Genomic DNA, 21,973 nt, shown 5'->3' on the forward strand with positions numbered 1-21,973 from the left:
GGCTCGGCCGCCTCGATGAACGATCGCATCCTCGTGTCCAGGGCATGCGATCCCGCCGTCGTCGCCCGGCTCTCGTCAGAGGGGCGCGTCGTCGAGGCGCCGGTGCTGCGCGGGGTGACCATCTGGAGCGGGGGCGAGCGGGCCGACAGGGCCCACGTGGTCACCCCCAACTGGTTCGGCGTCCACGAACGGGACGACCTCGTCTCCCGGCTCGCCGTCCCTACGACGGTCGAGCGGGTCGTCACCCGCCAGCCGGGCGCCATGCGCTACCTCGCCAAGGCACTCGGTCAGGCGCCGGGGGTCCTGGTGCCGCACGGCGCCGCGCAGACGTCGGTGGCCGTCGTGCTGTTGCCGGTCAGCCCAAGAGCCGTGCTCGGATCCGTGGCGCCGCCTGCCGGGATCTCCGCCGCCGCCCTCGACGGTTTCGCGGATCTCCCGGGCGCGGTGCGATTCGACGTCGACCCGGGTATCGAGCGGGGGTCTCTCGCCCGATATGCTGCTGACCTGGCGCAGGCGATTCGAGGAGAGGCAGCGCTATGAGCCTGGGGTTCGGGGTCGACGTCGGAGGGTCCGGCATCAAGGGGGCGCCTGTCGACATGGAGATGGGAGGGCTCTCCGCCGATCGGTACAGGATCGACACGCCGGTGCCGGCCGTCCCGGAAGCCGTGGCCGAAGTCGTCTGCGAGATCGTCGACCATTTCGGCTGGGATCGAGCCTTCGGTGTGACCGTACCGGCCATCGTGCAGCACGGCGTCGTCTGGTCTGCCGCAAACATCGATCCCTCGTGGATCGGCACGGACGCCGGCGAGCTGCTGCGCAAGGTCACCGGGCGCGACGTTGCGGTGCTCAACGACGCCGATGCGGCGGGAATCGCCGAGATGACCTTCGGGGCCGGCCGGGGCCGCCGGGGCGTCGTCGTGGTCCTCACGTTCGGCACGGGGATCGGCAGCGCCATCTTCAACGAGGGAGTGCTCGTCCCGAACACCGAGCTCGGGCACATCGAGCTCCACGGGGGGCCCGCGGAGCACTATGCGGCGGGCCGTCTCATCGACAGGAAGGAGCCCGACCTCACGCCGTGGGCGAGACGGGTTGCCGAGTACCTCCAGTATGTCGAGCGGATCTTCTCGCCGGACCTGATCATCTTCGGTGGCGGCATCTCGAAACGTTTCGAGGAGATCGCTCCTCTCCTCGACGTCAGGGCGCCGGTGGTGCCGGCCCAGCTGCGCAACAATGCCGGGATCGTCGGAGCTGCGATGGCGGTCAGCATCGAGGAGGCGAGGCGACGGTGAGCATCGAGGAGGCGAGGCGACGGTGAGCATCGAGCTGATCTCGGCCCGCGACGGCGTCGAGTTGTACGTGAGCTCCTGGGCGGTCGACGCGCCGAAGGCGACGGTGCTCATCGTGCACGGCATCTCGGAGCACGTCGGCCGCTGGGCGCACGTCGCCGAGTTCTTCCAGGGTCGCAACTTCGAGGTGTACGCCTACGACCACCGAGGACACGGGAAGTCGGGGGGCCCTTTGCTCGACGTGCCGAGCTTCGACCTGTTCCTCGACGACCTCGAGGTGATGATCCAGCGGTACCGCAAGCCGCGGGTCCCTCTCGTGGTGTACGCCCACTCGATGGGGGGGCTCATCGGAACCCTATACGCCGAGTCCAACCGACCGCAGCCGGACCTCTACGTCCTGTCTGCCCCCGCGCTGGACGCCGACGTGCCCGCGGTGCTGCGGGCTGCCGCCAAGGTCCTCCCTCACATCGCGCCACGTCTGCGTGTCCCGTCGAACATCGACGGAGGCCATCTCTCCAGGGACCCGGATGTCGGCGTCAGGTATCTCGCCGACCCTCTCGTCTACCTCAAGCCGACGACGAGGCTCGGTGCGGCGCTGCTGGCTGCCGGCGTCAAAGCGCGCAAGAACGTCCAGAGCATCACGAAGCCGGCGCTCGTGATCCACGGCGCAGACGACCGGCTCGTGCCCCCGCGGGCGAGCGCTCCGCTGGCGGCGGTGGCCACCGTCGAGCGGAGGCTCTTCCCGGGACTGCGGCACGAGCTGCACAACGAGCCGGAACAGGATGACGTGCTGCGGTTCGTCGCCTCGTGGGTCGAATCGCGCCTCGCCGGCTGACGCCGCGGCAGCCTCAGGAGGCGGTATAGGCCGGTTCGATGACGTCGCGCAGCAGGCGGCGCCGGTCGCCCCAATCTCCGAAGCCGGCTTCGATCGCCCGCCGGGTGAGGCACCCCAGGTCGGCGAGCGACAGTCCGAAGGCGGTGGAGGCGGCCGCGATCTCGTCGGACAGCATCACGGCGCTCATCAGCCGGTTGTCGGTGTTCAACGTGACGGCGAAGCCGGCGTCGAACAGTGTTCCGAAGGGATGGTGGGCAACATCCTCTGCGATGCCGGTGTGCAGATTGGACGTGATGCACACCTCGAGCGGGATGCGCTGGTCACGCACGCTGGCGGCGAGGGGTCCGATGCGGACCGCCTCTCCGCCGCGCAGCTCGATGTCCTCGACGATGCGGACCCCGTGTCCGATGCGCTGCGCACCGCAGACGGCAAGGGCCCTCCAGATGCTGTTCGGGCCGGCTCCCTCGCCGGCGTGGATCGTCAGCCCGAGGCCGCTCTCTCTGGCGATGCGGCAGGCTGCCTGGAATCCGTCGGCGGGATGAGCCGCCTCGGGCCCGGAGAGGTCGAAGGCGACGACGCCGGCACCGGAGAACCGTGCCGCCGCTCTGGCGACGGCTTCGCTGTCGGTCTCGTTGCGGAGGGCGTCGACGATCACACCGGTCACCATCCCCGTCTCGCCGGCGCCGCGCCGCAACCCTGCCAGCACCGCCTCGATGGCGTCCTCACGCCCCAATCCGCCCTTGGTGTGGAGCGAGGGACCGAATCGGGTCTCTGCGTAGACCACGCCGTCGGCGTGCAGATCGACGACGGCCTCGTAGGCGACTCGCTCCAGGGCGTCCGTCGTCTGCATCACACCGACGGTGTGGGTGAAAGCCGCCAGATAGGCCTCGAGCGACCCCGAGCGGCCCTGGTCGAACCAGTCGGCCAGCTCCCGAGGATCGGTGGTCGGCAAGGCCGTGTACGCGGCGGCGTCGGCAAGCTCGATCACGGTCTGTGGCCGGAGGCCCCCGTCGAGATGGTCGTGGAGCAGTGCCTTGGGGAGACGGCGGATGGTCTCGATCTGCATCAGCGGCGTGAGGTTAGGTCGAACCCGGGAGAGGCCGATCGTCGACCGGCGTGGCGGCGTCGCCCATCCCGGTGCTTCTGTTCTGACCCGGTCGTCGGTACCCTCATCCGCCTGTGAGCGAGACGACAGCCCCTGGACCGAGCGAGGCCGGGCCGGCACCGGGTCTCGCCGAGCACGACGGCATGCCTTCGTGGATGCCGAGGCTGCTCAGGTGGATCGTTGCCATCATCATCGTCCTGTTCATCGCGTACCACCTCACGCGGGCGCTACGCGGCTTCATCGTCCTGGTCCTGATCTCGCTCTTCCTGGCGATCGCCCTCGAGCCGGCCGTGGCCTACCTCTCGAACCGTGGCTGGCGGCGCGGGCTCGCCACCGGTTTCATCTTCCTGGTGGTGACGGTCCTCGGGTCGCTGTTCATCGCTCTCATGGTCCCGCTCATCGTCGACCAGATCAGGAGGCTGATCGACAACCTGCCCGAGTACGCCGACCAGGCGAGCCGCGTCCTGGCCGACCTCGGCCTCGGCATCTCCGCGGACAGAGTCGAGGCGGCGTTCGCTGACATCGACAGGACTCTCCAGGCGTACGCCGGCGACCTGGCGGGCCGCATCTTCGGCGTCGGCACGACCTTGCTGAACACCGTCTTCCAGGGGCTCACGATCCTCTTGTTCACGTTCTACCTGACGGCAGACGCTCCGAGGCTGCGCCGGACGCTGCTGTCCGTGCTCCCGCGCGAGCGCCAGGTCGAGGTGTTGCGGGTGATCGAGATCGCCATCGACAAGACGGGCGGATACTTCTACTCGAGGGCGCTGCTCGCCGCGGTGGCGGCATTCGTGGCTTGGGTGGCCTTCAGGATCGTGGGGATCCCGTTCGCAGTCCCGCTCGCACTGTGGGTCGGACTGCTGTCGCAATTCGTGCCGGTGGTCGGAACCTACCTCGGCGGGGTCCTCCCGATCCTCATCGGCTTCCTCGAGTCGGCAGGCAAGGGGATCGCAGTCGCGGTGTTCATCGCCGTCTACCAGCAGGTCGAGAACTACGTCATCAGCCCGCGCGTCACCGCCAGGACGATGTCGCTGCACCCCGCCATCGCCTTCGGCTCGGCGATCGTCGGGGCGACGCTGATGGGCGCCCCGGGAGCTCTCATGGCCCTTCCGGCGGCGGCGACGATCCAGGCGTTCGTCTCGACGTACCTCGACCGGCACGAGCTCGTCGACTCCGCCCTGCTGAGCGACGCCGAGCAGCCCCGCCAGCGCAAGATGGGTGAGACGGGTGAGGCGACGGAGCGTTCCAGCACCCGGTGACACCTGCGACCGGCCTGCCGATACGATGAGGCAATGCTGCAACCCGGACCGGGCAGGCTTCTCGTCGCGACTCCGCACCTCTATGACCCGAACTTCTATCGCACCGTCGTCTTGCTCCTCGAGCACAATGACGACGGCTCGCTCGGCGTCGTGCTCACCCGCCCGACGGACGAGCCCGCCTCGGTGCACGTGGCGGCGTGGGCGGCGGAGATCTCAGACCCGGACGTGATCTTCTTCGGAGGCCCGGTGCGCAACGAGATCGCCGTCGGCGTGGCCGAGTCGCCTCGCACCCCGCCCCTCGGTTGGCGCCCCGTGCTCGGGTCGATCGGCCTCGTCGATCTCGGCGAGTCACGGGACGTCGTCGGGTCGGTGAGCCGTTTGCGGATCTTCAGCGGCTACGCCGGGTGGGAAGCGGGCCAGCTCGAAGGGGAGCTCGCCGAAGGCGGCTGGTTCGTCCTCGATGCCTCGCCCGACGACGTGTTCACGGTGTATCCCGGTGACCTGTGGCACGACGTCCTGCGCAGGCAGCCGGGGCTCGTGGCGGCGTACGCAACCTTCCCGGTCGACCCGACCCTCAACTGACCGGCGTGGGCGGGGTCCTTGCGGGAACCGCTCGCATCCCTAACCTCGGGCCGGTGACGACCACCGTCCCGAAGCTCCGCAAGGCGATCAAGTCGAAGTCGCCCGGCCTCCACGTCGAGCGAGAGCTGTGGGAGCGAGGGGACGCCGTCGTCGTCGGGGTCGACGAGGTCGGCCGGGGATCGTGGGCGGGGCCCATCAGCGTCGGCGCGGCCGTCGTGCCGCAGGATCGGCGCGTCTACAAGATCCGCGACTCGAAGGTGCTCACCGAACCGGAGCGGGAGGCGCTGTTCGAACGGATCGCCGCTTGGTGCGTCACGTGGGCGGTCGGCCATGCCAGCCACGAGGAGTGCGACGACCTCGGCATGTCGGAGGCGCAGCGCCTGGCGGCTCGCCGCGCCATGGACCAGCTCGGGGTGGCGCCGGACAGGGTTCTCGTCGACGGCAACTGGGACTTCGTCGGCGCCGGCAACTCGATCCGGATCGTCGGCGGCGACGCCACCTCATTGTCGATCTCGGCGGCCTCGATCCTCGCCAAGGTGTGCCGCGATCGGATCATGCGAAGCCAGGACCACCATTACCCCTTCTACCTCTTCGCCGAGAACAAGGGATACCCGGAGCCGCGCCACAAGGCGGCCCTGCAGCACTTCGGGCCGAGCGCCATCCACCGGCGCAGCTGGGTGTTCATGGAGCACCTGCCGTGGACGGGGCTGCCCCGGCTGGTGCGACCGGACGCCCAGGGCACCTTCTTCGACTGACGTGCAGCTCTCGGGCGACGACGAGGCGAAGCTGGCGGGCGAGGCCGGCCCGGGGACGCAACTCGCCATGAAGCTCGTCGTGGCTGCGGCCACCTGGATCGACGCCGGATCGCTTCTCGACATCGAGATGGCACACATCGACGGCTGCCTGTACCACGGGCCGGCCGGCCTCGACTTCGTGACACGCCTGTCACAGCTCGACGCCAGGGTGGCGGTGCCGACGACGCTCAACGTGACCTCACTCGATCTGCTCCACCCCGGCCTCCACCTCGGCGACGAGGAGGAGGCTCGCCGGGCACGCATGCAGATGGAGGCGTACGAGCATCTCGGGTGTCGCCCGACCTGGACCTGCGCCCCGTACCAACTGGCGACACGTCCCGGCTTCGGCCAGCAGATCGCCTGGGGGGAGTCGAACGCCATCGTCTTCGCCAACAGCGTCCTGGGGGCGCGCACGGAGCGGTACGGGGACTTCCTCGACGTGGCGTGCGCCATCACGGGTCGCGCCCCCGCCGGCGGGCTCCACCTCGACGAGCACCGAGTTGCCACGGCCGTCGTCGAGCTCGTCGACGTGGCAGTCGACGACATGCTCTTCCCGGTGCTCGGACACTGGCTGGGGCGGTTTGCAGGCAGCGAGGTCGTCGCAGTCGTGGGAATCGACGCGGCCACCGAGGACCAGCTGAAGGCGCTCGGTGCCGCGGCGGCCTCGTCGGGGGCAGTAGGGCTGTTCCACGTCGTCGGTGTCACTCCGGAAGCGCCGAGCCTCGCAGCCGCCCTCGGCGACGCGCCCCCGAGGCGCCACGTGAGAGTCGGCCGCGACGAGCTACGTCTTGCCAGGGCCGACCTGGCGACCCTCGCCGACGGCCCTCTCGGTGCCGTCAGCGTGGGGACGCCCCATTACTCGACCCGCCAGCTGACCGCCTTCGCCGACGAGCTCGCCGGACGGGAGGTTGCCGTCCCGTGCTACGTATCTGCCGGCCGCGACACGCTTGCTGAGAGCGCACCCGTCACCGCGGCGCTCGAGAGGTCCGGAGTCCAACTCGTGACCGACACGTGCACCTACTTCACGCCGATCATGAGAAAGCCCCGCGGCTGCGTGCTCACCGACTCGGCCAAGTGGGCCTACTACGCGCCCGGGAACCTCGGCGTCGACGTGGCATTCGGCTCGATGGAGGAGTGTGTCGAATCGGCGGTGAGCGGCCGCCTCGAGACTCGACGATGGCCGCCGTGACGGCCGGGGTGGCGGTGGCGGGCGAGGCCGGCGGCGTGTTGATGGTCCTCGACGAGCCACTCAGCTTCTGGGGTGGTGTCGACCCGGCAACGGGCGAGATCATCGACCGGCACCACCCGCAGCACGGGTCGTGCATAACGGGGACCCTGCTCGTGATGCCGGCCGGGAGAGGCTCGAGCTCGTCGAGCTCGGTCCTGGCGGAGGCGCTGCGGTCGGGGACGGGACCGGCGGCGGTCATCTTGCGCGAGCTCGACCCGATACTGGCGGCCGGAGCGCTCGTCGCACGCGAGCTGTACGGGATCGTGTGCCCCGTCGTCGTGACGAGCGCCGACCTGCCGGACGGCAGGGAGGCGACCGTGACCGCGGCCGGTCACGTCGAGGTCAGATGACTCCTCCGTAATCGGTTGCGAACACCGCGAAGCCTCCTCCTGTGTGCCAGAACACCACGTGGTCGTCCCGCCCGAAGCGGCCGGCCTCGATCTCGCTCTTCAGAGCGAACAGCGCCTTGCCCGTGTAGGTCGGGTCGAAGAGGAGCCCGGTGAGCGCGGTCGCCTCGGCCTCGACGGCCAGTTGCTCGGTCGACGCGACCCCGTAGCCTCCGCCGACGTAGCCGTCGACGAAGTCGATGGGGACACCCGGCGTCGCCCCACCCCATCCGGCCGTGGCCGTCGACCAGATGGCGGAGAGGCGCGACCCGAACTCGTCGCCCGAATCGCCGACCGAGACCGCGGTGACGTCCATGTCCAGGCCGAGTCGATCGATCGCCCATGCGATCCCGGCGGTCGTCCCTCCGGAGGAGGCGGCATGCCAGATCGAGATCCTCCTCGCCGGGATCACCGCCGCCTGATCGGCGAGCTCCCGCGTACCCCGAACGAGGCCCCACATCCCCAGGGCGTCCGATGCGCCCTCGGGGATCACCCAGGCGGAACGGCCTGCCGCGGCGTACTCGGCGGCCCGGGCCTCCATGAGCTTGTCCCGAGCCGAGTACTCGTCCGGGGTCACCAAGGTGACCGATGCGCCTGCGAGGCGCATCAGGAGGTGGTTGGCCGTGACCGATCGGGGCGGGGCCGCGGCGCGCAGGTACACGTCACATGCGAGCCCGAGGCGGGCCGCCGCCACGGCCGTCGCCCTGCAGTGGTTCGACTGGACCGCCCCACAGGTCACGACGGTGTCCGCCCCCGAGGCGATCGCCGCCGCAAAGTGGTATTCGAGCTTCCTCACCTTGTTCCCCGACAACCCGAATCCCGTCAGGTCGTCTCGCTTGACCCAGATCGTCGGGCCTCCCCACGCCGCCGACAGGCGATCGGCGCGTTCGAGGGGTGTCGGGAGCGTGGCGAGGTCGATCCGGTCCGGCGTCGTCGGCACGGGGCGATGGTAGAGGGCGGGACTGGCCGAGCGGGCCGGTTGCCACCAAACTGCGAGAGACGAACGGGAGGGCGATGAGCACCGAGAACCGAGCAGTCGATCCGCTCGACTTCCTGAGGATCGACGACCTTCTCAGCGACGAGGAGCGGCTGCTGCGCGACACGGTGCGGCAGTTCGTCACCGATCGCGTGCTCCCGGACATCGCCGAGTGGTTCGAGCACGGTCATGCGCCGACGGAGCTCGCCAAGGAGATGGGCGCCATGGGCCTGCTCGGGATGCACCTCGAGGGCTATGGCTGCGCCGGCACCAACGCCACGAGTTACGGCCTGGCATGCGCCGAGCTCGAAGCCGGCGACTCCGGCGTCAGGAGCTTCGTATCGGTGCAGGGCTCGCTCGCCATGTTCCCGATCTGGGCCTATGGCTCCGAGGAGCAGAAACAGCGATGGCTCCCGCAGATGGCGGCAGGCGACGTCATCGGCTGCTTCGGCCTCACCGAGCCGGATGCCGGGAGCGATCCGGGCTCGATGCGAACCAACGCCAGGCGAGCCGGACCCGACTGGGTCCTCAATGGATCCAAGATGTGGATCACGAACGGGAGCATCGCAGGAGTCGCCATCGTGTGGGCGCACACGGACGACGGCATCAGAGGCTTCATCGTCCCGACGGACTCGAAGGGCTTCTCGGCGAGCGACATCAAGCACAAGCTCTCGCTGCGGGCGTCGGTCACGTCGGAGCTCGTGTTCGACGAGCTTCGGCTCCCGGGGGACGCCGTTCTTCCAGGGGTGTCGGGTCTGCGCGGGCCGCTCTCCTGTCTCGGTGAGGCGCGCTTCGGGATCGTCTTCGGGGCCGTAGGGGCTGCCAGGGCCTGTTATGAGTCTGCCCTGTCGTATGCCAAGCAGCGCCACCAGTTCGGCGTTCCGATCGCCCGGTTCCAGCTCACGCAGCGCAAGCTCGTCGAGATGCTCGTCGCGGTGAATCGCGGCATGCTCCTCGCCATCCACATCGGCCGCATGAAGGACTCGGGGTCCCTCGACCCGACGCACGTGAGCTTCGGGAAGCTCGACAACGTCCGCATGGCGCTCGAAGTGGCCAGGGAGGCGCGCTCGGTGCTGGGCGCCAACGGAATCACCCTCGAGTACCCGGTGGTGCGCCACATGAACAACCTCGAGTCGGTGTACACGTACGAGGGGACGAACGAGATCCACACCCTGATCCTCGGCCAGAAGATCACGGGCGAGAACGCCTTCAGCTAGGCGGCGGGGAGCTCAGCCGAAGGAGTCGCAGCCTGCAGGGGTCGCTGCGGCAGGTAGGGGCCGTGGCGTCCGCCCGGCGGCCGAAAGGCGCTCGTCACAGCTAGCGTCTCCATGGTGTCGATGCCGTTCGAGCTGAGCCAGGAGCACGAGCACCTCCGCAGCGCGGTCAGAGAGTTCGCCGAGTCCGAGATCCGACCCCACGCGGCCGCATGGGACCGGGCGGCCGAGTTGCCGCTCGACATCGTGGCGAGGATGGGGGCACTCGGGCTCTTCGGGATACCATTCGACGAGGAGTATGGAGGCGGAGGCGGTGACTTCACGAGCCTCTGCGTCGCAATCGAAGAGATCGGCCGTGTCGACCAGTCGATCGGCATCACCCTCGAAGCGGCGGTCGGCCTCGGTATCAACCCGATCCACGAGTTCGGGACCGTGGAGCAGAAGAGGCGATGGCTTCCCGACCTGATGACCGGCGAGGCCCTTGCGGCCTTCGGCCTCACAGAGCCGGACGCCGGCTCGGACGCCGGGGCGACCAGGACACGCGCCGAGCTCGACGGGGACGAGTGGGTGATCAACGGCGCGAAGGCATTCATCACCAACTCGGGGACGGCGATCACGTCGCTCGTAACGGTGACCGCCCGAACCGGCCCCGACGAGGTCTCCACGATCGTGGTCCCCGCCGGGACCCCCGGCATGGTCGTCGAGCCGGCGTACGAGAAGCTCGGTTGGCATGCGTCCGACACCCACGGACTCCTCTTCGAGGACTGCCGGGTTCCCGCCGGCAACCTCCTCGGTGAACGGGGCAGGGGCTTCAGCCAGTTCTTGGCGACACTCGACGATGGCCGGATAGCGATCGCGGCACTGGCGGTCGGCCTCGCCCAAGCCTGCCTCGAGCACAGCGTCGAGTACGCCAAGACCCGGCAGGCCTTCGGCGGGCCGATCGGGCGTCACCAGGGCGTCGCCTTCCAGTGCGCCGACCTCCAAGTCATGGTCGATGCAGCCCGGTTGCTCACGTATCGGGCGGCTGCCCTCAAGGACGCTGCCCGCCCGATACGACAGGCGGCTGCAGTCGCCAAGCTGCATGCGACCGAGTCGGCTGTGACCGCCGCCAGGGTCGCCACCCAGATCTACGGGGGCTTCGGCTTCATGGAGGACTCGCCCGTCGCTCGTCTCTACCGCGACGCCAAGGTGCTCGAGATCGGCGAGGGCACGTCCGAGATCCAGCGGCTCGTGATCAGCCGGGGGCTGGGTCTCCCCGTCGAGTGATCAGCCGGCGTCCGCAGCGGAAGGTTTGAAGAAGGCGGCCAACTGGACGGCAGAGAGCGCTGCTCCGGCGATTGCGACCACGATGCCGACCCAGCCGTCGAGGTCGTCGGCGATGCCGATGGCGTGGTCGAGCGATAGGCGACCAGGACCGACTGCAGCCAGAGCGAGGGCCGCCGCCGCAAGGGTCGCCACGTACTCCCAACCCTCGTCGGGACGAGCCGTCACCCAGAAGCCCGCCTTGTGATGCACCGTGGCGTATGCGACGACGGCGATGGCGACGACGGCGGCACTTGCCGGTGAGGTGAGGAGGCCGACGACCAGCAGGGCGCCTGCCCCGATCTCCGACGCGGTCATCGCGAGCCATTGGAGCGGTGCCTGGCGGTATCCGATCGACGCCAGCCAATTCGTGGTTCGCTCCCGGCCCCGAAGGTGTTTCACACCGTGGGCGAGCATGACCGTCCCGAGCCACACCCGGAGCACGAGCATCGCGACGTCGATCTCAGGCATCTCTCTCCTCCGGCCTCGCAGGCTACACGCCGAGACCGAGCCCGCCACTCGACGGTACGCTCGCGCCACACGGAGGAGCAGGAGGAACGGTGCCGTTGCCGCCCATCGTCGGTCGCGTCAATCGAGTGGCGGCGAACCGGGTGGCGGGTCTCGTTGCCGACCGGGTTGCCCCGCTGGCCATCGTCGTGCACACCGGTCGCACGTCGGGGACCACATACAAGACGCCCCTCATGGCGTTCCCGTACGGCGACGGTCGATGGGTCATCGCCCTCACCTACGGCTCGCACACCGACTGGCTGGAGAACGTGCTGGTGGCCGGGCGATGCGACCTCGTGAGGCGCAAGCGTCTCCTCCATCTCGTGCAGCCGAGGGTCACGGCGATCGACGAGATGCTCGAGGCGATCCCGGCGCCTGTTCGACCCATCCTCAAGGCACTGCGCGTCGACGAGGTGCTCGTCCTCTCCGAAGAGGAGTGAGCTCGGCCGGCCAGGCAGCGAACCGATCAGAGAGGGACGGCATGCCCGCGGAGACCGTGTCGCCAGAGCGGCTCACCGAACTGGCCGCCGCGATGGTGGCGATTCCGAGCGTCAACCCGTTCGGCGGCTCCGAGGGCGGCGCCGAGGCGGACCTGGCGGCGTTCGTCGCAGGGCGCCTCGCCGACATCGGCGCCGTCGTGGACGTCCGCGAAGTCGCATCCGGGCGTCAGAACGTCTACGCCAGGTTGGCGGGGGACGGCCAAGGCAAGACCCTGATGTTCGCCGGCCACCTCGACACCGTCGGTGTCGAGGGATACGCCGACCCGTTCTCACCTCGCCTCTCCGGCGGGAAGCTGTTCGGCAGGGGAGCGTGCGACATGAAGGGCGGTCTGGCGGCCATCATCGAGGCGGCGACGGTGCTGGCGGCAGCCGGCGCGCCGCGGGGCGGTGAGGTGATCGTGGCGGCCCTGTGCGACGAGGAGTTCGCCATGCTCGGCTCACGCGCCGTCGGGAGGGAAGGCCCGCACGCCGACATGGCGATCGTTGCGGAGCCGACCGGGTTGATCGTGTGCCCGGCTCACAAGGGCCAGCTCGGCGTCGTGATCCGAACCCTCGGGCGATCGGCGCACTCCAGCATGCCCGAGCTGGGGGAGAACGCCATCGACAGCATGGCCCGAGTCCTCGAGAGGCTCCGCTCGTACGACGCCGTTCTCCGAGCGGCGCCGCCGCACCCGCTGTGCGGCCGGGCTCGATTCAACGTCGGCGTGATCGCCGGAGGGACGGTGGCGTCGATCGTGCCCGCGTCGTGCCAGGTCGAGGTCGATAGGCGAACGCTGCCGGGCGAGACGTACCACGGGGTCACCGCTGAGATCGAGGCCCACCTGGCGTCGCTCCGAGAGGAGGGGGTCCGCTTCGAGGTCGAGGGCCCGACGTGGGACATACCGCCCCTGGACGTGTCGGTCGACTCCACGGTCGTCCGGCTGGCCGGCGCGGCGCACGAGGCAGCGACAGGCTCCGTGGCCCGGATCGACGCCTTCCCTGCGGCGACGGATGCTCCCAACTTGGGATGCCCGGCCGTCGTGTACGGCCCGGGTGACTTGGCCGTCGCCCACTCGGCGGACGAGTGGGTCGAAGTCGAGGAGCTGGCGACGGCCGCTCGGACATACGTCGAGGCGGCGCTCCACCTGGGCGACTGAGCGCGGCCGACGCGGCACATGGAAACCCGAGGTAGACGGCTCGAACCGGATTGGCCGCGACACCTCGGTCACCTACGCTGCACGAATGCAATTCGGCGCATTCGTTCCACAAGGCTGGCGGCTCGACCTGGTCGGCATCGATCGCTCACAGCACTGGCCGACCATGACGGCGGTCGCCCAGACCATCGAGGGGGCGGGTTACGACTCGCTGTGGGTCTTCGACCACTTCCACACCGTCCCGGTGCCCACCCAGGAAGCGACGTACGAGGCGTGGACGCTCATGGCCGCCCTGGCGACCGTGACGACCACCGTGCGCCTCGGCCAGATGTGCACCTGCAACTCGTACCGCAGCCCCGCCTATCTCGCCAAGGTGGCAGCCTCGATCGACGTGATCTCCAACGGCCGCCTCGAGATGGGCATCGGGGCCGGCTGGTACGAGCACGAGTACGACGGCTATGGATACGAGTTCGCCAAGCCGTCGGTGCGCATCGGACAGCTCGGCGAGGGCGTCGAGATCATGAAGCGCATGTGGACGGAGGAGGTCGTCGACTTCGCCGGGGAGCACTACCAGCTGCGCGGGGGGATCTGCCAGCCGAAGCCGGTCCAGGAGCCCCACATACCGATATGGGTGGCCGGCGGCGGGGAGCAGCTCACGCTCCGGGTCGCAGCTCGCCACGCCGCATACACGAACTTCGGGCAGACGCTCGACGAGTTCGTGGCCAAGAGCGAGATCCTGCGAGCTCATTGCGACGCCGTGGGGAGGGAGTACGAGACGATCACTCGCACCTCGAACTTCACGATCATCTGCGCGGAGACCGAGGCGGACGTGGCGGAGAGGGTCGGTTGGATGCGCGATCACTACCGGCCATTCCTCAGCGACGAGCGGCTCGAATCTGCGATGCGGATGTACGCCGGGACAACCGGCACCCCGGATCAGCTCGTCGAGCAGCTTCTTCCGTGGAAGAGAGCCGGTGCCGAGTACCTGATCGTCAACTTCCCCGAGGCCGCATACGACACCGGAGGGCTCGAGCTCTTCGCCAGCCAGGTTGCACCCGCGCTGGCCTGAGATCGGCGGGGTGAGGTCGGCGGCGTGAGGTCGGCACGGTGTCGGCTGCCTGTGACTAGCGCCGATGGAACGGTCGAGAATCGGCCTGTCACGAGGCCCGGATCGGACCGATACTCACCGCTGGTAGGTAGGCGAATTCGGAAAGATGGTCATGTCACCCTCGACAACGCGCGTCTCTGCAAGGCCACGGGGCAACCTCATGGCGGTCGGCCTCGTAATGGCCGCTCTGGCGGCCGGTTACCTCTACTCGACTCTCGGCGCCGTCGCCGCCGGAGCATCCTGGTCGCGCGCCGTGCTCTTCCTCCTCGGCGCCTCCTGGTCCTGACCCGGGTCCTCATCACAGCCCGGCTGATCGCCGCCGGGAGCTCCCTCACCCTTGGCGATGAGATAGCCGCGTGCTCGCTCGCTCAGTGAATATCTCGACACCAGCTCCCAGAAGGCGGTGTCGTGACGCGGTTCGACGAGGTGAGCGAGCTCGTGGACGATGACGTAGTCGACGACCCACGCCGGGAACGCCGCAACTGAGCTGGCGAGCCTGATGGCGCCGGTGCGGGGCGTGCACGAGCCCCACAGCGTCTTCTGCCGGTCCGACCATCGGATGCTCCTCGGCATCGGAAGCCCGAGCCGGCGGCTCAGCGCCGCGGCTCGCTTGGCGATGTCGGGGGGGCTCGCCGGACCCTGCCGCTCGAGCCGCCTCCGCATCACGTCGATCCAGTGCGACTCCTCGGCCGCCGTCATGGAGGCAGGGATCGCGAGGTGCATGACACCATCGATCATGCGCGCCTCGACCGTCTTGCGCCGTCTCGGGCTGCGGGTGACTTCGACATCCATGGAGTGACAAGCTACCGCGGCCGAGTGACGATTCGGCACACCCCCCGCGACCGGGGCGGGGGCGGTGGGCGATTAGCGTGCGGCCGGCGTGGCGATGAGGAGGCAACGGCTTGGTCGAGCTGGGTAGGCCGGTGCGGATCGTGGCCTTCGCAGGCAGCACGCGGTCAGGATCGTTCAACCAGCTCCTCGTCGACCAGGCCTGCGTCATCGCAGAGGAGCTCGGGGCGGAGACGGACTCCCTGCTGCTCAAGGACTTCCCGATGCCGATCTACAACGCCGATTTCGAACGTGAGGCGGGCGTGCCGGAAACGACCCGCAGGTTCGTGGCCAGGGTGGAGGCGGCCGACTCGGTTCTCATCGCCTCTCCCGAGTACAACGGAGGCTATACGCCGCTGTTCAAGAACACTCTCGACTGGGCGACGAGGATCGACAAGCTCCTGTTCCTGCCTCGCAGGGTCGGGATCTCGACGACGACGCCCGGCGTCAAGGGCGGGGTTCTCGGCCTGGCACAGATGGAGGCGGTTTTCAGGAACATCTACGTCACCGTGCACGAGCCGAGCCTCAGCATCCCCCATGCGCGCCGGGTGTTCGTCGACGGCGCATTGGCCGACGAGGAAGCCCGCTCGGTCCTCGAGGAATGGGTGAAGGGGTTCGTGGCGGCGAGCGAAGCTCAAGCGCTCGACCCGCCGCAGCCGCAGTTCTGACGGGAGGCGGCCGTCACCACGCTCCACCGCCACCGCCACCGCCTCCACCGCCCCCTCCACCCGAGAAGCCGCCTCCACCTCCACTCGACGAGGGCGGTGCGAAGGCGCCGCGGAGCGAGGACTCGATGCCCGTGAAGGCGTCGAACGAATGCCCGCCGCTGTATCCCTGATTCCCGTACCAGTAGACGTTCGAGCTCGTCTCGAGCTCGGGAGGGGCGAGCAATCGGGCGGCTTCGAGCACGTCCTCGGCCACTCCGACGGCGATGCCGTAGACCAGATACTCCTCCCACAGCCCGAGCGACAGAGCAGGCGCTTCCTCGAGTCGGCTGAAGTCGCGCAGGTAGTCCCTGAAGGCCTGCCAGCGGGCGTTCACCAGGGCACCGTGCCTGGAGCGTCGCACCCAGACCTTCGTCATGGCCCTCGAGATGGCTGCCACCAGCCCGGTCACGACCACGAAGGCGACGAGGCCGACCTTGAGCGCCCCTTCCGAGAGAGGCGAGAGGGCTCCGCCGATGATGGGGATGACCACCAGCCAGCCGAAGACGGCGATGACAGCGGCGCCGATCACCATCTTCATCGGGTATGTCACCCCGGAGCGGTCGATCAGCTCCCGGGAGACGAGGTCGTTCCTCACGGACTGCGTGAAGCTCTTGAAGTCGGCGGCGCTGCTCGACGGCGTCTCGCGCAAGGAATGCCGGAACTCGGTCAACGCCACCGGCCCTTCATCGAGGACGCGGCGCATCACTCGCATGACAGCCGATTCGTGGGGCGCCAGGTCGTGGGCACCTTCGACGAGTGAGATCTCGAGGTCCGAGATCGACTCTGTCCGCAGGCCGAGCCAGGTCTTCTTCTCGACGGTGACCGGAACCGCCGTGAGGACGTCCCTGCGTATCAAGTCGAACATGGTTGCGGTGAAGCCCCGTTCGTCGGTCTCGCCTTGGCCGGAGAGACCTGCGACGACGGCGGGCGAGTCGTCGGTCGGAGGGCTCTGCTCGTACTCCCTGTCGTAGTCGACCCGAGGCTCCCTGCCGTACCGCACGTAGCCCCAGAGCAGCGCCAGGGGGATGAGGGCGAACAGCGCCGCCAAGCCGATGAGGACGCCGGCGATGCTGCGGCGCCCTCGCTCCTCCTGGGCGACGAGGGCGGCTTCCTCCTCGAGGATGATGGGGGCGCCTTCTCCGTCACGCACGGTCGCTCCGGTCGTCGACGTCAGCACCGATCGTGGGAGCAACACGCGCAGCTCGACGAACTGATGATCCGACACGAATGAAGCCTCGAGGGACGGCGTCACGTCGTCTGCGCCGAGCGACACGGTGCCGTCGATGCCTCCCGGATGCCCCCAGATGAGCACTTCCCCCGGTTGGGCTTCGCCCGGGTAGCGGAGCCTGGCTTCGATGTGGGAGAGGCTGACGGACCAGTGGTCTCCCCACACCTGGAAGTTGACGTCCACCACGTCGTCGTACGCTATGGCGAGTCCCTCGAAGTCGTAGTCGATGGTGAAGGCGCGCGACTCGCTATCCGCCCTGTAGTGCCATACGACCCGCACTTCGGAGCCGAGGTCCTGGACGCCATACCTGCCGGCGGCGTCGCTCGAGCCGAGCTCGGTGCTGCCGCCCGGCGCGTACTCGCTCCCGGCCTCGGACACGACGAGATTCGTCACGGTCTCGCCGGACCGGATCGGGATGTCCCGATATGCCCCCTGAAAGGTTCCGCTGAAGGAGAACGTGAGCACCTCGGTGACGTGGAGGCTCCCGTCCTCCCGGAGGGTGATGTCGATCGAAGCGTCCGAGATGTGGTACGAGCCCTGAGCGACGGCGGCCACAGGCGTCGCCGCGACGACGAACGCCGCCGTGAAGAGCAGTGCGGCGAGTCGCCTCAGAACTCGACCCTCGGTGCGCTGCGGGCGTCTTCCTCGACCTCGAAGTAGGGTCTCGTGGCGAATCCCGTCATCCCGGCGACGATGTTCGACGGGACCGTCTGCACCGTGTTGTTGTACGTGAGCGTCGAGTCGTTGTAGATCTGGCGGGACACGGCGATCCGGTTCTCGGTGTCGGCGAGCTCCGCCTGGAGTTGCTGGAAGTTCGTGTTGGCGCGCAGCTCCGGGTACGCCTCGGCCAGGGCGAAGAGCTGGCGCAGCGCCGCGGTCAGCATGTTCTCCGCCTGCGCCTGCTCCTGGACGGTGGCAGCCGCTTGCGCCGCGTTCCTGGCGTTCACCACCGCCTCGAATGTCTCTCGTTCGTGGCCGGCGTATCCCTTGACCGTCTCGACCAGGTTCGGGACGAGGTCGTAACGCCGCTTCAGCTGCACGTCGACCTGGGCCCACGAGTTGTCGACTCTGTTGCGGAGGCGCACGAGTCGGTTGTAGATGACGATGCCGCCGATGACGAGCAGCGCCGCCACGATGGCGATGACGATGAGGGCGATCTTCATGCGGTCACATTATCGACAACTGCCGGCGACGTCTCGAATGCGGTCACTGCACGGTCGTGCACCGCCGGTCGCGGCGCCCAGGCGAGTCACCGGCCCCGCTCGTAGCGCACGACGCCTCCGACGAGGGTGAGATCGACGGCGACGTCCCATGTCCCGGGCTGCTCGAAGGGGTCGTGGTCGAGGACCACGAGATCGGCGACCTTCCCGACGGCGAGCGTCCCGCGATCGGCGTCGAGGTGGTTCACGTACGCCGAGCCGGCGGTGAACGCCGTCATCGCAGTCGACAGGTCGATCGACTCCTCGGTGAGCAAAGGATCGCCTCCCGGGAGGCTGCGGTGCACGGCGACGTGGACCTGCTTCATGACGTTTGCCGTCGTGACTCCCCAGTCGCTACCCATCGCCAGGCGGGCGCCGGAGCGGTGGAGCGACCCGAAGGGGTATTGGTGGCGCCCGCGCCCTTCCCCGATGTGAGGGATCGTGAGCACCGTCATCGCCTCTTCCATGCACGCCCACAGCGGTTGTGCGTTCGGGATGAGTCCCACCGCGGCGAACCGGGGGATGTCCGATGGATCGACGACCTGGATGTGGGCGGCAGTGTGGCGCAGGTCGCGGTCGCCGTTCGCAAGTCGGGCTGCGGCGGTGGCATCGAGAGCGCTGCGCACGGCCCCGTCGCCTATGGCGTGGAAGTGGCACTGGAAGCCGAGCGCGTCGAGGGACCGGACGTGGTCTGCGAGTGCCGCAGGATCGATGAAGTCGAGCCCCGCTGCCGCCGTCCGTCGTCCCGATTCGTCGATGTACGGCTCGAGCATGGAGGCGGTGTAGTTCTCGATGACGCCGTCGAGCATGAGCTTGACGGCCTCGGGGTGGTAGTTGCCCAACCCCTGCGAGCGGCGCTCCACGAGCGCCTCAGTCTGTTCGACGCCGCCATCCGGATCCCACCGCAGGGCTCCCCGCACCTGGGCGTGCAACTCGCCGCGTCCTGCCAGCGCCAGGTAGGCGTCGTGGAAACCCGGCTCGACGGAGGCGTCCTGCCATGCGGTCACGCCGAGCGAGAGGAGGTATCGCTGTCCCTCGAGGATGCCCGCCTCCCGCTCGTCCGGCGTGTCCTCGGGTATGACCGCTCGGACGAGGTGCATCGCCGCCTCGTGGAGGGTCCCCTGAGGCCGTCCGTCCGCGAGGCGCTCGATCCTGCCGCCTCTGGGATCGGGCGTGTTCACGCCGATACCGGCCAGTCGGAGCGCCTCCGAGCTGGCCCATGCGCTGTGGCCGTCCCGCACTTCGAGGAACGCCGGCCTGTCACCGACGATGCTGTCGAGCTCTTGCGCGCTCGGACAACCGCGCCGGTAGTGGGTGTACGTCCATCCGGCGCCTCTGATCCAATCCCCGGGTGGCCGCGTGGCGGCGTAGCCCGCGATCGCGGCGGCGACCTCCTCGGCGCTCTCGCACTCGTCGAGGCTGCACCGCATGCTGTCGAGGCCGCTGCTGCCTGGATGGACGTGTGCGTCCTGAAATCCAGGAAGCAGCATGCGACCTTCGAGATCCACGATGTCGGCGCCGGCGCCGACATCGGCGAGCACGTCGGCCGGGGGACCAATGGTGACGATGCGGCCGCCTCTCGCCCCCACGGCAAGCCCGGTGCGACGGCCTCCTTCGACGAAGATCGGCCCATTGACGAAGGCGAGCGGGGTCACTTGTCTCAGAAGACCTCGACGAGCCCGGCGGCGCCCATACCTCCGCCCACGCACATGGTCACCACGCCGTACCGGATGCCGCGGCGGCGTCCTTCGAGCAGTACGTGACCGACCATCCTGGCTCCGCTCATGCCGTACGGATGGCCGATCGAGATCGCTCCGCCGTCGACGTTGAAGATGCCCTGGTCGATCCCGAGCACGTCTCGGCAGTAGACGGTCTGCACGGCGAATGCCTCGTTGAGCTCCCACAACTCGATGTCGTCGATCGTCAGCCCGGAGCGATCGAGGAGCTTCGGAACGGCGTGAACCGGTCCGATCCCCATCTCGTCGGGGTCGACGCCGGCGACGGCGACTCGCCGAAGGGCGCCGAGCGGTTCGATACCCGATCGCTCCGCATGCCGGGCATCCATCACGACCAGGGCCGCCGCGCCATCCGAGAGCTGGCTGGCGTTGCCGGCGGTGACGTTCCCTCCGTCTCCTCGCACGGCGGCCAGGCCGGCGAGTCCCTCCAGCGTCGTTCCTGGTCGGGCGCCTTCGTCCCTGTCGATCGTCGTCTTTTCGTGCTCGACGGCTCCCGTCTCGCGGTCGACCACGGCCCGCCTCGTCGCCACCGGCACGATCTCGTCGGCGAACCGGGCGCCGGCTTGGGCCGCGGCGGTGCGCTGCTGCGACGACAGGGCGTACTCGTCGCAGCGTTCCCTGTCGATGCCGTACCGAACTGCCACGACCTCCGCCGTGTCGATCATCGGCATGTACATGTTCGGCTCGATGTCGAGGACCGCCGGGTCGGCGGCGCGGTAGAGGTTCATGTGCTCGTTCTGCACGAGGCTGATCGATTCGACCCCGCCGGCGACGACCACGGACGCTCCGTCGACCTCGACCTGCTTGGAGGCGGCGGAGACCGCCATCAAACCGGACGAGCACTGCCTGTCGATGGTCATCCCCGACACGGAGGTCGGTAGGCCGGCCCTGATTGCCGCCACCCTGGCCACGTTGATCCCTTGGGTGCCCTGCTGCATCGCGCAGCCGAGGATCACGTCCTCGACGAGGGCAGGCTCGACGCCGGAGCGAGCGACGGCGGCTTCGATGGCGGCCGCGGCGAGGGAAGGTGCCTCCGTGTCGTTGAAGGCGCCTCGGTAGGCCCTGCCGATCGCGGTGCGGGCCGTCGAGACGATGACCGCCTCGTTCATGGCAAGGCGCCGGATCCAGGCATCGCGGCAGCCTACCCGTGGCCGGATGGGTCGGCGTTTCGTGGCAATTGATGCCAACCGGCCGTTTCTACCGCTCGTCGGCGGAGACGCCAATGCGGGGATAGCGGGCGCCGGGATCGGCAATGTGGTGACCATCGCAGGGGACGGGGTGGTGTTGCGCGACCTCGTAATATCGGGAGGCGTCGAGGGACCTGCCAACGGCGCCGGCTCAGACTCCGCTCGATGAGTGCAGTCGGCGCGCCTGTCCCACCCAGTCGTATCGGTCGAGCATGTGGCCGAAGCGTCCGAGCCTTGACTTCAGCTCGGCTGTGGCGTGTTCGTCGAGTGACGCCAGGTCGGCCAACCGGGCGACGCCGAGGGCGTTGAGTCGCTTCGCCATGGCGGCCCCGATGCCGTCGATGGCGCACAGCTCGCTCGGTGCAGCAGTCGGACCGCCCGACGGCTGCCATGGGTCGCGGAGTCGATTGCCCGCTCCGTTCGACGGTCGGTCCGATCCGATCCACGGATCTGAGAGGCGCATCTGGTCGTGCCGTCTCTCACGGTCCATGCCGGGTGCCGTCACCACCGGGCGGAGGTCGACGACGAACGCCGCAGCCCCGGTCTCAGGCTCGTCCTCGACGTTCGTGTCACCGTGGTGCCGCCGATCGTTGCGCTCTCTGACGAGGGCCACGAACCCGGCGGTGGTGAGGGCGATGAGAAGGAGGCCGGCGATGACGAGCAATGCCATCGGGGTCTCCGCCTGCGGACCGCCGGTGTCGGCCGCCGTCGCGAACAGGATCGGCGGTGCGATCGTCAGCGCCGCGATGGTTGGGGGACGTACCATCTGGGATTCCTCGGCGGGGGTGGGCTGATTGTAGTCGTCGCCGGCGGTCTCGATCGAATGCCTGCCGTGGCCGCATGACCACGGCGGGTGGCTACGGGGGGTCGGGG

24 protein-coding genes are annotated in these 21,973 nt (G+C 68.9%); 15 read left to right on the forward strand and 9 right to left on the reverse strand.

The genetic code is table 11. The annotated features are described in order from the left end of the window. The first annotated feature begins 15 nt into the window (after positions 1 to 15). The 3 genes from VGC47_03700 to VGC47_03710 are packed head-to-tail and all read left to right on the forward strand — an operon-like array spanning position 16 to position 2,121. Positions 16 to 540: a hypothetical protein gene (locus VGC47_03700; protein ID HEX9854393.1), complete on the forward strand. Its 525-nt coding sequence runs from the start codon at positions 16 to 18 to the stop codon at positions 538 to 540. Beyond that, positions 537 to 1,289, forward strand: a complete 753-nt coding sequence (locus VGC47_03705) for an ROK family protein (GenBank protein ID HEX9854394.1) — start codon at positions 537 to 539, stop codon at positions 1,287 to 1,289. The genes VGC47_03700 and VGC47_03705 overlap by 4 nt, the downstream gene beginning before the upstream one ends. A gap of 22 nt (positions 1,290 to 1,311) precedes the next feature. Continuing rightward, complete coding sequence (locus VGC47_03710) at positions 1,312 to 2,121, forward strand: alpha/beta hydrolase (protein HEX9854395.1); 810 nt, start codon at positions 1,312 to 1,314, stop codon at positions 2,119 to 2,121. Positions 2,122 to 2,134: 13 nt separating this feature from the next. Here the strand turns inward: VGC47_03710 and VGC47_03715 are convergent, their stop codons facing one another. After that, the gene (locus VGC47_03715; protein ID HEX9854396.1) at positions 2,135 to 3,187 is read right to left on the reverse strand and encodes an adenosine deaminase; all 1,053 of its coding nucleotides are present in this window, start codon (positions 3,185 to 3,187) and stop codon (positions 2,135 to 2,137) included. 113 nt (positions 3,188 to 3,300) lie between these two features. Between VGC47_03715 and VGC47_03720 the strand changes: the two genes are divergently transcribed. The 5 genes from VGC47_03720 to VGC47_03740 are packed head-to-tail and all read left to right on the forward strand — an operon-like array spanning position 3,301 to position 7,439. After that, a complete protein-coding gene (locus tag VGC47_03720; protein HEX9854397.1) occupies positions 3,301 to 4,485 on the forward strand; it encodes an AI-2E family transporter in 1,185 nt (394 codons plus the stop codon). Between the two features lie 33 nt (positions 4,486 to 4,518). Then, positions 4,519 to 5,067 (forward strand): YqgE/AlgH family protein, encoded by a 549-nt coding sequence (locus VGC47_03725; protein ID HEX9854398.1) that lies wholly within the window; start codon positions 4,519 to 4,521, stop codon positions 5,065 to 5,067. Positions 5,068 to 5,120: 53 nt separating this feature from the next. Then, on the forward strand, positions 5,121 to 5,822 hold the full coding sequence (locus tag VGC47_03730; GenBank protein HEX9854399.1) for a ribonuclease HII: 702 nt from the start codon (positions 5,121 to 5,123) through the stop codon (positions 5,820 to 5,822). A gap of 1 nt (position 5,823) precedes the next feature. Then, positions 5,824 to 7,050 (forward strand): aconitase X catalytic domain-containing protein, encoded by a 1,227-nt coding sequence (locus VGC47_03735; protein HEX9854400.1) that lies wholly within the window; start codon positions 5,824 to 5,826, stop codon positions 7,048 to 7,050. Next, positions 7,038 to 7,439, forward strand: a complete 402-nt coding sequence (locus tag VGC47_03740; GenBank protein ID HEX9854401.1) for a DUF126 domain-containing protein — start codon at positions 7,038 to 7,040, stop codon at positions 7,437 to 7,439. The genes VGC47_03735 and VGC47_03740 overlap by 13 nt, the downstream gene beginning before the upstream one ends. Here VGC47_03740 and VGC47_03745 read toward each other — a convergent pair. Continuing rightward, positions 7,432 to 8,415 (reverse strand): pyridoxal-phosphate dependent enzyme, encoded by a 984-nt coding sequence (locus tag VGC47_03745; GenBank protein HEX9854402.1) that lies wholly within the window; start codon positions 8,413 to 8,415, stop codon positions 7,432 to 7,434. The genes VGC47_03740 and VGC47_03745 overlap by 8 nt on opposite strands. 74 nt (positions 8,416 to 8,489) lie before the next feature. Here VGC47_03745 and VGC47_03750 point away from each other — a divergent pair, with 74 nt between their 5' ends. Together VGC47_03750 and VGC47_03755 are read left to right on the forward strand one after the other, a co-directional pair. Then, a complete protein-coding gene (locus VGC47_03750; protein ID HEX9854403.1) occupies positions 8,490 to 9,668 on the forward strand; it encodes an acyl-CoA dehydrogenase family protein in 1,179 nt (392 codons plus the stop codon). Positions 9,669 to 9,788: 120 nt separating this feature from the next. Then, on the forward strand, positions 9,789 to 10,931 hold the full coding sequence (locus VGC47_03755; protein HEX9854404.1) for an acyl-CoA dehydrogenase family protein: 1,143 nt from the start codon (positions 9,789 to 9,791) through the stop codon (positions 10,929 to 10,931). On the opposite strand, the gene VGC47_03760 is transcribed toward VGC47_03755, so the two are convergent. Beyond that, positions 10,932 to 11,438, reverse strand: coding sequence for a DoxX family protein (locus VGC47_03760; protein HEX9854405.1), 507 nt, complete (start codon positions 11,436 to 11,438; stop codon positions 10,932 to 10,934). It abuts the gene before it with no gap. Between the two features lie 89 nt (positions 11,439 to 11,527). On the opposite strand from VGC47_03760, the gene VGC47_03765 reads away from it, so the two are divergent. The 3 genes from VGC47_03765 to VGC47_03775 all read left to right on the forward strand — a co-directional run bounded on the left by VGC47_03765 (position 11,528) and on the right by VGC47_03775 (position 14,176). After that, the gene (locus VGC47_03765) at positions 11,528 to 11,914 is read left to right on the forward strand and encodes a nitroreductase family deazaflavin-dependent oxidoreductase (GenBank protein HEX9854406.1); all 387 of its coding nucleotides are present in this window, start codon (positions 11,528 to 11,530) and stop codon (positions 11,912 to 11,914) included. 41 nt (positions 11,915 to 11,955) lie between these two features. Next, positions 11,956 to 13,110 (forward strand): M20 family metallopeptidase, encoded by a 1,155-nt coding sequence (locus VGC47_03770; GenBank protein ID HEX9854407.1) that lies wholly within the window; start codon positions 11,956 to 11,958, stop codon positions 13,108 to 13,110. A gap of 85 nt (positions 13,111 to 13,195) precedes the next feature. Further along, entirely contained in the window at positions 13,196 to 14,176 is a 981-nt protein-coding gene (locus tag VGC47_03775) for an LLM class F420-dependent oxidoreductase (protein ID HEX9854408.1), read from the forward strand. 243 nt (positions 14,177 to 14,419) lie between these two features. Here the strand turns inward: VGC47_03775 and VGC47_03780 are convergent, their stop codons facing one another. Then, positions 14,420 to 15,007: a M48 family metallopeptidase gene (locus VGC47_03780; protein ID HEX9854409.1), complete on the reverse strand. Its 588-nt coding sequence runs from the start codon at positions 15,005 to 15,007 to the stop codon at positions 14,420 to 14,422. 110 nt (positions 15,008 to 15,117) lie between these two features. On the opposite strand from VGC47_03780, the gene VGC47_03785 reads away from it, so the two are divergent. Further along, the gene (locus VGC47_03785; protein HEX9854410.1) at positions 15,118 to 15,711 is read left to right on the forward strand and encodes an NAD(P)H-dependent oxidoreductase; all 594 of its coding nucleotides are present in this window, start codon (positions 15,118 to 15,120) and stop codon (positions 15,709 to 15,711) included. Between the two features lie 13 nt (positions 15,712 to 15,724). Here VGC47_03785 and VGC47_03790 read toward each other — a convergent pair whose 3' ends face one another. The 4 genes from VGC47_03790 to VGC47_03805 form a co-directional block, all read right to left on the reverse strand. Continuing rightward, positions 15,725 to 17,533 (reverse strand): DUF2207 domain-containing protein, encoded by a 1,809-nt coding sequence (locus VGC47_03790; protein ID HEX9854411.1) that lies wholly within the window; start codon positions 17,531 to 17,533, stop codon positions 15,725 to 15,727. Between the two features lie 53 nt (positions 17,534 to 17,586). Next, a complete protein-coding gene (locus VGC47_03795; GenBank protein ID HEX9854412.1) occupies positions 17,587 to 18,141 on the reverse strand; it encodes a LemA family protein in 555 nt (184 codons plus the stop codon). 86 nt (positions 18,142 to 18,227) lie between these two features. Next, positions 18,228 to 19,832, reverse strand: coding sequence for an amidohydrolase (locus VGC47_03800; GenBank protein HEX9854413.1), 1,605 nt, complete (start codon positions 19,830 to 19,832; stop codon positions 18,228 to 18,230). 5 nt (positions 19,833 to 19,837) lie between these two features. Next, positions 19,838 to 21,022: an acetyl-CoA C-acyltransferase gene (locus VGC47_03805; protein HEX9854414.1), complete on the reverse strand. Its 1,185-nt coding sequence runs from the start codon at positions 21,020 to 21,022 to the stop codon at positions 19,838 to 19,840. Positions 21,023 to 21,083: 61 nt separating this feature from the next. Between VGC47_03805 and VGC47_03810 the strand changes: the two genes are divergently transcribed. Next, a complete protein-coding gene (locus VGC47_03810; GenBank protein HEX9854415.1) occupies positions 21,084 to 21,269 on the forward strand; it encodes a hypothetical protein in 186 nt (61 codons plus the stop codon). Here the strand turns inward: VGC47_03810 and VGC47_03815 are convergent. Then, complete coding sequence (locus tag VGC47_03815) at positions 21,252 to 21,866, reverse strand: hypothetical protein (protein ID HEX9854416.1); 615 nt, start codon at positions 21,864 to 21,866, stop codon at positions 21,252 to 21,254. The genes VGC47_03810 and VGC47_03815 overlap by 18 nt on opposite strands. Positions 21,867 to 21,973: the final 107 nt, after the last annotated feature.

The sequence above is a fragment of the Acidimicrobiia bacterium genome, from assembly GCA_036396535.1.
In the GTDB taxonomy this organism is placed as follows: domain Bacteria; phylum Actinomycetota; class Acidimicrobiia; order Spongiisociales; family UBA5794; genus DASWKR01.